This window comes from Actinomycetospora sp. (assembly GCF_036497585.1).
Classification (GTDB): domain Bacteria; phylum Actinomycetota; class Actinomycetes; order Mycobacteriales; family Pseudonocardiaceae; genus Actinomycetospora.
The window spans coordinates 1-8413 of record NZ_DASXJD010000026.1 but is presented as its reverse complement, the minus strand read 5'-3'; the positions used below and the strand labels follow the sequence as shown (position 1 = coordinate 8413).

Sequence of the window (8413 nt, the reverse complement as noted above, 5' to 3'; positions counted from 1 at the left end):
CAGGACACGATCCTCGAGGTGGACATAGAGTGCGGTCAGGAGGGCGTCACGGTCGTTCGTCACACAATGACCTTTGGCGCCCTCCGCCCACGTTCAGGTGAACGACACACCCCAAGATCTAATCGGACTCATTCATCTAGGTGCGCTCCGCGCTCGTGAGCACTCATCCGCCCTCTAGGACGGATCAGTGCTCACCTGCCCGGAGGGCACCTCCCGGTTCGCCCACAGCGCACACCCCTGCCCGAAGCAGCTGCAACGGTGTAAGCACGACGGTGTGGACGAGCTCGACTCCTACTCCCGCACCGTGGTCGCCGTCGCGGAGACGGTCGGGCCCGCCGTGGCCGCCCTCGCCGTCGGCGACCCGGAGAACCCGCGCGGTGCGGGCTCCGCGGTCGTCGTGGGCGACCCGACCGACGCCACCGGCCGAGGCACCGTCCTGGTCACCAACGCCCACGTCGTCGCCCGCGGCCGCGCCGGCCGCGCCACGTTCGCCGACGGCACCCACGCCGACGTCCGCGTCCTCGGCGCCGACGCGCTCTCCGACCTCGCGGTCCTCGCCGTCCACCCCGACGCCACCACCCCGGCGCCCGTCGCCCTGGGCGACGCCGGCCCGCTGCGGGTCGGCCAGCTGGTCGTCGCCGTCGGCAACCCGTTCGGTCTCGCGGGCAGCGTCACCGCCGGCGTCGTCAGCGCCCTCGGCCGCTCGCTGCCGACCCGCGACGGCAGCGCGAGCCGCGTCGTCGAGGACGTCATCCAGACCGACGCCGCCCTGAACCCGGGCAACTCCGGCGGGGCGCTCGCCGACGCGTCCGGCCACGTCGTCGGGATCAACACCGCCGTCGCGGGAGTGGGGCTGGGCCTCGCGGTGCCGATCACGACGACGACCCGCGACATCCTCACGGCGCTGCGCCGCGACGGGCGGGTGCGGCGCGGCTACCTCGGCGTCGTCGGATCCCCGGCCCCGCTGCCGGTCGACGTGGCCGCCCGGCTGGGGCGGGCGAACGGCCTGCGGGTCGCCGACGTCGTCGCCGGTAGCCCGGCCGCGCAGGCGGGCCTGCGCCGGGGCGACATCGTCGTCGATGCGGACCGCGAGCCCGTCGTCGACGCCCAGGGCCTGCAGCGCCGGCTCTTCGCGGACTCGATCGGGCGGACCCTGCCGGTCACCGTCCTGCGCGGGCAGGCCATGGTCGACGTCCTCGCGGTGCCGTCCGAACTGACCTGACCCGGCTTGCCCGCCTCCGGCCCGGATGGCACCGTCGGGCCACCGATCCACAACTGCACACCGCGGGAGCCCGCGCCAGGAGCGGGCTGAGAGGGCGGCTGGACGATACGTCCGGCGCCGCCGACCGTACGAACCTGACCGGGTAATGCCGGCGTAGGGAGGCCACGCGCAGCATGAGTGCGCCCATGATCACCACCGGCCCGATCGACGGGTCCCGCAGGATCCATCTGCCCGGGGCCGACGGCGTCGACGTCGCCGCTCGCCGGATCGAGCTCACCGACGGCACCCACCTCGACGTCTACGACACCTCGGGGCCCTACACCGATGACGAGGCGATCCTCGACCTCGACGCGGGCCTGCCCCGTCGTCGGCAGCCCTGGAGGACCACCCGCACCCAGCTGGAGCGCGCCCGCGACGGCGAGACCACTCCTGAGATGCGCTTGGACCTCTTCACCGGCGCGGAGATCCACCGCACCCGCGAGAGCATCCTCCCCAACTCGCCGGTGCCGGTCGGCAGCGTGCCGATCTACCAGGCGCTGGAGAAGGTGGACGGCGACCCCTCGCGGCTCACCTGGGAGATCTACCGCGACACCGACGTCGCACCGGGGTACGACCACATCACCTCGGCGATCGGGGCGGCGCAGATCGCGCAGGCGGGCACCGCGATGCTCTGCTACGTCACACCCAAGGAGCACCTCGGGCTGCCGAACCGTGAGGACGTGAAGAGGGGCGTGATCACCTACAAGATCGCCGCGCACGCCGCCGACCTCGCCAAGGGTCATCCCGGAGCGCAGGCTCGCGACGACGCGTTGTCGAAGGCCCGGTTCGAGTTTTGCTGGCACGACCAGTTCCGCCTCGCGCTGGACCCGGACACCGCGCGGTCCTTCCACGACGAGACGCTGCCCGCCGAGCCCGCGAAGACCGCCCACTTCTGCTCCATGTGTGGGCCGAAGTTCTGCTCGATGCGCATCAGCCACGACGTCCGGGCCAGTGCCGAGGAACAGGGCCTGCTGAGTGTGGAGGCGATCGAGGCGGGCATGGCCGAGAAGGCCGAGGAGTTCGCCGAGCAGGGCAACCGCATCTACCTTCCGGTGGCGGGGTCATGACGACGAGCCCACCCGTCGCCCTGACGATCGCCGGCACCGACTCGGGCGGCGGCGCGGGGGTGACCGCCGACATCCGCGCCTTCGCGGCGTGCGGGGTGCACGGGTCGGTCGCGGTCACCGCGGTGACGGTGCAGAACTCGCTGGGGGTCTCGGGGGTCCACGAGGTGCCGCCGGACGTCGTCGCCGCCCAGATCCGCACGGTCGCCGGCGACATGGGCGTCGACGCCGCCAAGACCGGGATGCTCGCGTCGCGGGAGATCATCGACGCGGTCGTCGGGGCGTGCGACGCGGTGGGGATCGGGCGGGGCAGCGCCGTCGGCGAGGGCGTGCCGTTCGTGGTGGACCCCGTCGCGGCGTCGATGAGCGGGAGCCCGCTGCTCGCCGAGGACGCCCTGGACGCGATCCGGACCGAGCTGCTGCCCCGGGCGACGCTGATCACGCCCAACCTCGACGAGATCGCGCTGCTCGCGGAGGTCAAGGTCGTCGACGAGGCCTCGGCCCACGAGGCGGCCGCGGCCCTGCACGCGCTCGGGGCGGCGGCGGTGCTCGTCAAGGGCGGGCACCTGGAGGCGACGACGGGGCGTCCCCAGCCCGAGTGCGTCGACCTGCTGTCCCTCGCCTCCGGCGAGGTCCACGAGTTCCGCTCCCCGCGGCTGGACCGGCCGCACACCCACGGCGGCGGGGACACGCTGGCCTCGGCGATCACCGCGGGGCTGGCGCGCGGGATGTCGCTGGTCGACGCGGTGGCGCTCGGCAAGGAGTTCATCACCCGCGCCGTCGAGCACTCCTACCCGCTGGGCGCGGGACACGGGCCCGTGAGGGCAATGCCCATGTGAGCGGAGCGGTTCTGGCGCGGAAGCAACGGCACATTCCTGGCATCTGACGCCAGAACGGCGCCGTTCACCCATGGGCCGGCTCGGTCCTCCACAGCAGCAACGGCACGATCCTGGCGTCTGACACCAGAACGGCGCCGCTCACTCAACGGGCCGGACCGACCCGACGCTCGTGCGATCCTGCGGGGCCATGACCCCGACGCCGCCGCGCGCCCTGACGATCGCCGGCTCCGACTCCGGCGGCGCCGCCGGGCTCGAGGCCGACCTGAGGGCGATGACGGCGTGCGGGGTCCACGGCTGCGTCGCGGTCACCGCGGTGACCGTGCAGAACTCGCTCGGCGTCTCCGGGGTGCACCTGGTCCCGCCGGACGTCGTCGCCGCGCAGGTCCGGGCCGTCGTCTCCGACATCGGTGTCGGCGCCGCCAAGACCGGGATGCTCGCGACGGCGGGCATCATCGAGGCCGTCGCGGAGGTCGTCGACGAGGTCGGGATCGGGGCCGACCCCGACCAGGTGCCGTTCCTCGTCGACCCCGTCGCCGCGTCGATGTACGGCGAGCCGCTGCTCGCCGACGACGCCATGGCGGCCATCCGCACGCTGCTCTTCCCCCGCGCCGCGCTGGCCACCCCCAACCTCGACGAGGTCCGGCTGCTCGCGGGCGAGACCGTCACCGGACCGGAGACCGCGAGGAAGGCCGCCGACGCGCTGCACGACCTCGGCGCCCGGTGGGTGCTCGTCAAGGGCGGCCACCTGCACGGCTCGCCGGAGGTGGTCGACCTGCTCTCCGACGGCGAGCGGACGTGGGAGTTCACCGGGCCGCGGATCGACACCCCCCACGTGCACGGCGCCGGCGACGCCCTGGGGAGCGCGACATGCGCGGGCCTCGCCCGAGGACTCCCGATGCCCGAGGCGGTGGCCTACGCGGAGCGCTACATCCGGCGCGCGGTGGCGGAGTCCTACCCGCTGGGGGCGGGTACCGGGCCGGTGTCGCCGCTGTGGGCGGTGGCCGACTGGGACGGCCCGCCCCCCTGACCGGTCACGACGGCGCCGCCAGCTCCCGCACCGGCGACCCGGCCGCGAACGCCTCGATGTCCTCGACCGCGTCGGCGTACATCTCGGCGAACGTCTCCGAAGTCACGTAGCCCAGGTGTGGGGTGAGCACGGTGCGCGGGGCGGAGCGCCACGGCGAGTCCACTGGGAGCGGCTCGATGCCGTAGACGTCGAGCCCGGCCCCGCCGATCGACCCGGCGCGCAGCGCCTCGAGCAGCGCGTCCTCGTCGACGATCGGCCCGCGCGAGGTGTTCACCAGGATCGCGTGCGCGGTCATCCGGGCGAGGTCCTCCCGCCCGACGAGCCCGCGGCTGCCCCGGGAGAGCTTCATGTGGATCGTCACGACGTCGGAGGTGGCGAACAGCTCCTCCTTCGACACCGGCGTGACGCCGACGGCGTGGGCGTCGTCGGGGTCGAGGTGGCGGCTCCACGCCGCGACGTCCATCCCGAACGCCCGCCCCACCGCCGCGACCGGCTTGCCGATGCCGCCGAGCCCTACGACGCCGAGGCGGCGCCCCTTGAGGTCGGCGCCGACGGTCTGCTGCCAGCCGCCCTCGCGGATCCGGCGGTCCTCCTCGGGGACGTGGCGCACGGTCGCGAGGATCAGCGCCCAGGTCATCTCGACCGTCGCGGCGTTGTCGAACACCCCGCCGGTGCCGGACACCGTGATCCCGGCCCGCTGGGCGGCCGCGACGTCGAGCGCGGCGTTCGCGGGCCCCGTCGTCACCAGCAGGCGCAGATTCGGCAGCTTCTCGATCACCTCGGCCGGGAACGCGGTGCGCTCGCGCATGACGACGAGCACGTCGAAAGGCTCCAGCGCCGCGACGACGTCGTCGGGACCGCCGAGGTGGCGGTCGAAAGTGGTGATCTCGGCGCCGAGGCCGTCGGAGACGCGCTCCCACTGGGCGCTCGCGCGGGCCACGTGCTGGTAGTCGTCCAGGATCGCGACCCTGCGGACCTCGGGCACGGCGGGTGACCTCCTTCTCCCGGCCGGGCGCTGCGGGAGGCGGCCCGGTCCGCGGCGGTGTGCCCTCGCCGGTGCCCGGGCACACACCCGGACGTGAGCCTCACCCTCGCCCCGCGCGGGCCCCGCGTGCTCCTCTACGCCGAGCGCCCGCGCCGGCGCATGCTGCAGGTGCTCACCGACCTCGCCGTCGCGGTATGGGTGGTGCTCGTGGTCACCGCCGCGATCGCGCTGCACGACACCGTGCTCGCGCTGCAGGCGCCGGGCCGGGCGCTCACCGACGCGGGCGACCGGGTGGCGGGCGTGTTCGACGGCGCCTCGCAGGCCGCGGGCGGGGTGCCGTTCGTCGGCGATCGGCTCTCCGGGGCGTTCTCCCCCGGCACCCAGGCCGGGACGGCGATCGCCGACGCCGGGCGGGCGCAGGTCGAGGCGGTGGCCGCCGTCGCGACCGGGCTGGCGTGGCTGGTGGTGGGCGTGGCCGTGCTCCCGGTCCTCGCGACGTGGCTGGCGCTGCGGGTGCGCTGGGTGCTGCGGGCCCGCCAGTCCCTGGCCGCGCGGGACCTCGACGTCGACCTGCTCGCGCTGCGGGCGCTGACCCGCGGGGCGCCCCGACGGGTCCGTCGGGCCGCCGGGCCGGGCGGTGACGCCGCCGGGGCGTGGCGTCGCGGCGACCCGGCGGTCCTGCTCCGGCTGGCTGACGTCGAATTGCGCCGGATGGGCCTGCGGGGCGCGACGTCGGTGACCACGTCGGCCCCCGTCGCCACCCGTTCGGTGGAGCCGCGAGACGAGTGACACGCGGGACGTCACATCGGGGACACGCCGACACGCCCTACCCTGCACCCGTCCGGAGAGCTGCTCGGGCGATACGGGAGGGTGGGGACGTGGTCACCGTGGGCTCCGACTGGACGAGCGCGGCGCGAGACGTCCTCGCGCGCGCGGTGACGGCCGTGCGCACCCGGGTCACCGGGCTCATCGCCCGCCAGTACCTCGCCTGGCGCAGCCGGCGCGGCCTCGACCCGATGAGCCTGATCCCCGACTACGCACTCATGCCGCTGCGCCGTGACGGCCTCGACCCGGTGCCCGCCCTGCGCGAGGCCCGCGAGGACCACCCGGTGCGCGACTTCCCGCTGCCGTTCGGGGTCAAGGCCTGGCTGGTGACCGGGCACGAGGAGGCCCGCGAAGTCCTCGGCCGCACGCGCGGGCTCTCCACCGACTTCGGGCACCTCGTCGGGCGCGCCGGCATCGAGACCGGGCAGAACCCCGGCGGGCTCGGGTTCACCGACCCGCCCGAGCACACCCGGCTGCGCCGGCTGCTCACCCCGGAGTTCACCGGCCGCCGGCTCTCCCGGCTCGGTCCGCGGATCACCGAGATCGTGAACGGGCGCCTCGACGCGATGGCCGCGATGGGCGAGCGGGGCGAGGAGGTCGACCTCGTCCGCGACTTCGCGACGCCCATCCCCTCGCTGACCATCTGCGAGCTGCTCGGCATCCCCTACGACGAGCGCGACGAGTTTCAGGCGCTCTCCACGGCCCGGTTCGACCTGCTGGCCGGTGCGACCGCGGCCTTCGACAAGATCTCCGAGTCGCTGGTGTACCTGCGCGGCGTCGTCGAGCGCCAGCGCAAGGAGCCCGGCGAGGGCCTGCTGGGCATGCTCATCCGCGAGCACGGCGACGAGCTCGACACCGACGAGCTCGCCGAGCTGGCCGACGGCCTCCTGACCGGCGGCCTCGAGACCTCGGCGTCGATGCTCGCGCTCGGCTCGGTGATCCTGCTGCGCGACCCGTCGGTGGCCGCCATGGTGCGCGACGAGCCCCGCTCGGTGCACGGCTTCGTCGAGGAGCTGCTGCGCTACCTGACCGTCGTGCAGATCGCGTTCCCGCGGTTCGCGACCGAGCCCATGACGATCGGGGGCGTCGACCTCGCCGAGGGCGACGGCATCCTCGTCTCGCTCTCGGCCGCCGACCGCGACCCGCGGCTGACGCCGGAGCCCGAGGTCTTCGACCCCCGTCGGGAGCCGACGCCGCATCTGGCGTTCGGCCACGGCATCCACCGGTGCATCGGGGCGGAGCTGGCGCGCATGGAGCTGCGCACGGCCTACCCGGCGCTGCTCAAGCGGTTCCCGGGCATCGCGATGGCCGCCGACGAGCGGACGCTGCCGCTGCGGACGACGTCGATCGTGTACGGGGTGGACGCGCTGCCGGTGACGTTGGGCTGACCCTGCCCCTCCCTCCCGTGGCAGCGTCCTACGGAGCACGCCGATAGGGGCACGTTCCTGGCGTCGAGCGCGAGGAAGGCACCGTTCGCCCACTACGCTTCCCGCCCGTGACCGAGCGCCGCGTGACCCGCGACATCGTCGTCAACGCCCCGCCGTCCGCGGTCTTCGACGTCCTCGCCGACCCCCGCGCCCACGGCGAGTTCGACGGCTCCGGCACCGTGCGCGCCGCGATCTCGGGCCCGGCCCGGCTCTCCCTCGGCGACCGCTTCGGCATGTCGATGCGCCTGGGCGTGCCGTACACGATCAAGAACGAGGTCGTGGAGTTCGAGGAGGGCCGCCGGATCGCCTGGCGTCACGTCGGGCACCACCGCTGGCGCTACGAGCTCGAGCCCGCCGGCGAGGGCTCGACGCGGGTCAGCGAGACCTTCGACTGGTCGACCTCGCGCGCGCCGAAGGTCCTCGAGCTGCTGCGCTACCCGGCGACCAACACCCGGGGCATCGAGGCGACGCTGCCGCGCCTCAAGGCCTACGTCGAGGGCCGGGCGGGGGCCTGACGAGGCCGCACGCGTCGGTCGACGGCCTCTCGCCCTACCACGAGGAGCACGGCGAGGGCGGTATCCCGCTGCTGCTGGTGCCCGGCGGGCACCAGACGATCGAGCTGAGCTTCTCCTCGGTCCTGCCGGCGCTGGGTTCCCGACGATGCAACTGAGCACGCCGATAGGGGGTGGTGGCGGTCGAGCAGCAGGGTCACTCCACCGCCGGCGACGACGCCTGCGCCCAGTACCGCCGCGGGATCCGGCCCGCCCCGCTCGCCAACCGGCCCGCTTGCACGGCCAGCCGCATCGCCGTCGCCATCGCCTCCGGATCCGACGCCCGGGTCACCGCGGTCGCCAGCAGCACGGCGTCGCAGCCCAGCTCCATCGCCTGCGCCGCCTCGGACGCCGTCCCGATCCCCGCGTCGAGCACCACCGGCACGCTCACCGAGCCCACGATCATCTCGATGTTGTGCGGGTTCCGGATGCCC

General features: G+C 74.4%; 8 protein-coding genes and 1 pseudogene. 7 read left to right on the top strand and 2 right to left on the bottom strand.

Annotated features, from left to right (window positions below; all coding sequences use genetic code 11):
- Positions 1-274 precede the first annotated feature (274 nt).
- The 4 genes from VGH76_RS02410 to thiD (VGH76_RS02395) all read left to right on the top strand — a co-directional run bounded on the left by VGH76_RS02410 (position 275) and on the right by thiD (VGH76_RS02395) (position 4191).
- Positions 275-1222 (top strand): S1C family serine protease, encoded by a 948-nt coding sequence (locus VGH76_RS02410; RefSeq protein ID WP_331555007.1) that lies wholly within the window; start codon positions 275-277, stop codon positions 1220-1222.
- A gap of 173 nt (positions 1223-1395) precedes the next feature.
- On the top strand, positions 1396-2328 hold the full coding sequence (locus tag VGH76_RS02405; RefSeq protein WP_331555006.1) for a phosphomethylpyrimidine synthase ThiC: 933 nt from the start codon (positions 1396-1398) through the stop codon (positions 2326-2328).
- Entirely contained in the window at positions 2325-3164 is an 840-nt protein-coding gene (thiD, locus tag VGH76_RS02400; RefSeq protein ID WP_331555005.1) for a bifunctional hydroxymethylpyrimidine kinase/phosphomethylpyrimidine kinase, read from the top strand. Before VGH76_RS02405 ends, thiD (VGH76_RS02400) begins: the two co-directional genes overlap by 4 nt.
- Before the next feature lie 187 nt (positions 3165-3351).
- Positions 3352-4191, top strand: coding sequence for a bifunctional hydroxymethylpyrimidine kinase/phosphomethylpyrimidine kinase (gene thiD / locus VGH76_RS02395; RefSeq protein WP_331555004.1), 840 nt, complete (start codon positions 3352-3354; stop codon positions 4189-4191).
- 4 nt (positions 4192-4195) lie between these two features.
- Here the strand turns inward: thiD (VGH76_RS02395) and VGH76_RS02390 are convergent, their stop codons facing one another.
- A complete protein-coding gene (locus VGH76_RS02390; protein ID WP_331555003.1) occupies positions 4196-5176 on the bottom strand; it encodes a D-2-hydroxyacid dehydrogenase family protein in 981 nt (326 codons plus the stop codon).
- 93 nt (positions 5177-5269) lie between these two features.
- On the opposite strand from VGH76_RS02390, the gene VGH76_RS02385 reads away from it, so the two are divergent.
- From VGH76_RS02385 to VGH76_RS02375, 3 genes are all read left to right on the top strand, one after another.
- Complete coding sequence (locus VGH76_RS02385) at positions 5270-5965, top strand: hypothetical protein (protein WP_331555002.1); 696 nt, start codon at positions 5270-5272, stop codon at positions 5963-5965.
- A 227-nt stretch (positions 5966-6192) separates the two neighbouring features.
- Positions 6193-7389 (top strand): cytochrome P450, encoded by a 1197-nt coding sequence (locus tag VGH76_RS02380; protein ID WP_414637654.1) that lies wholly within the window; start codon positions 6193-6195, stop codon positions 7387-7389.
- Between the two features lie 107 nt (positions 7390-7496).
- Complete coding sequence (locus tag VGH76_RS02375) at positions 7497-7943, top strand: SRPBCC family protein (protein ID WP_331555001.1); 447 nt, start codon at positions 7497-7499, stop codon at positions 7941-7943.
- Positions 7944-8136: 193 nt separating this feature from the next.
- On the opposite strand, the pseudogene thiG reads toward VGH76_RS02375, so the two are convergent.
- Positions 8137-8413 (bottom strand): annotated as a pseudogene (thiG, locus tag VGH76_RS02370) (thiazole synthase); the annotation flags it as partial.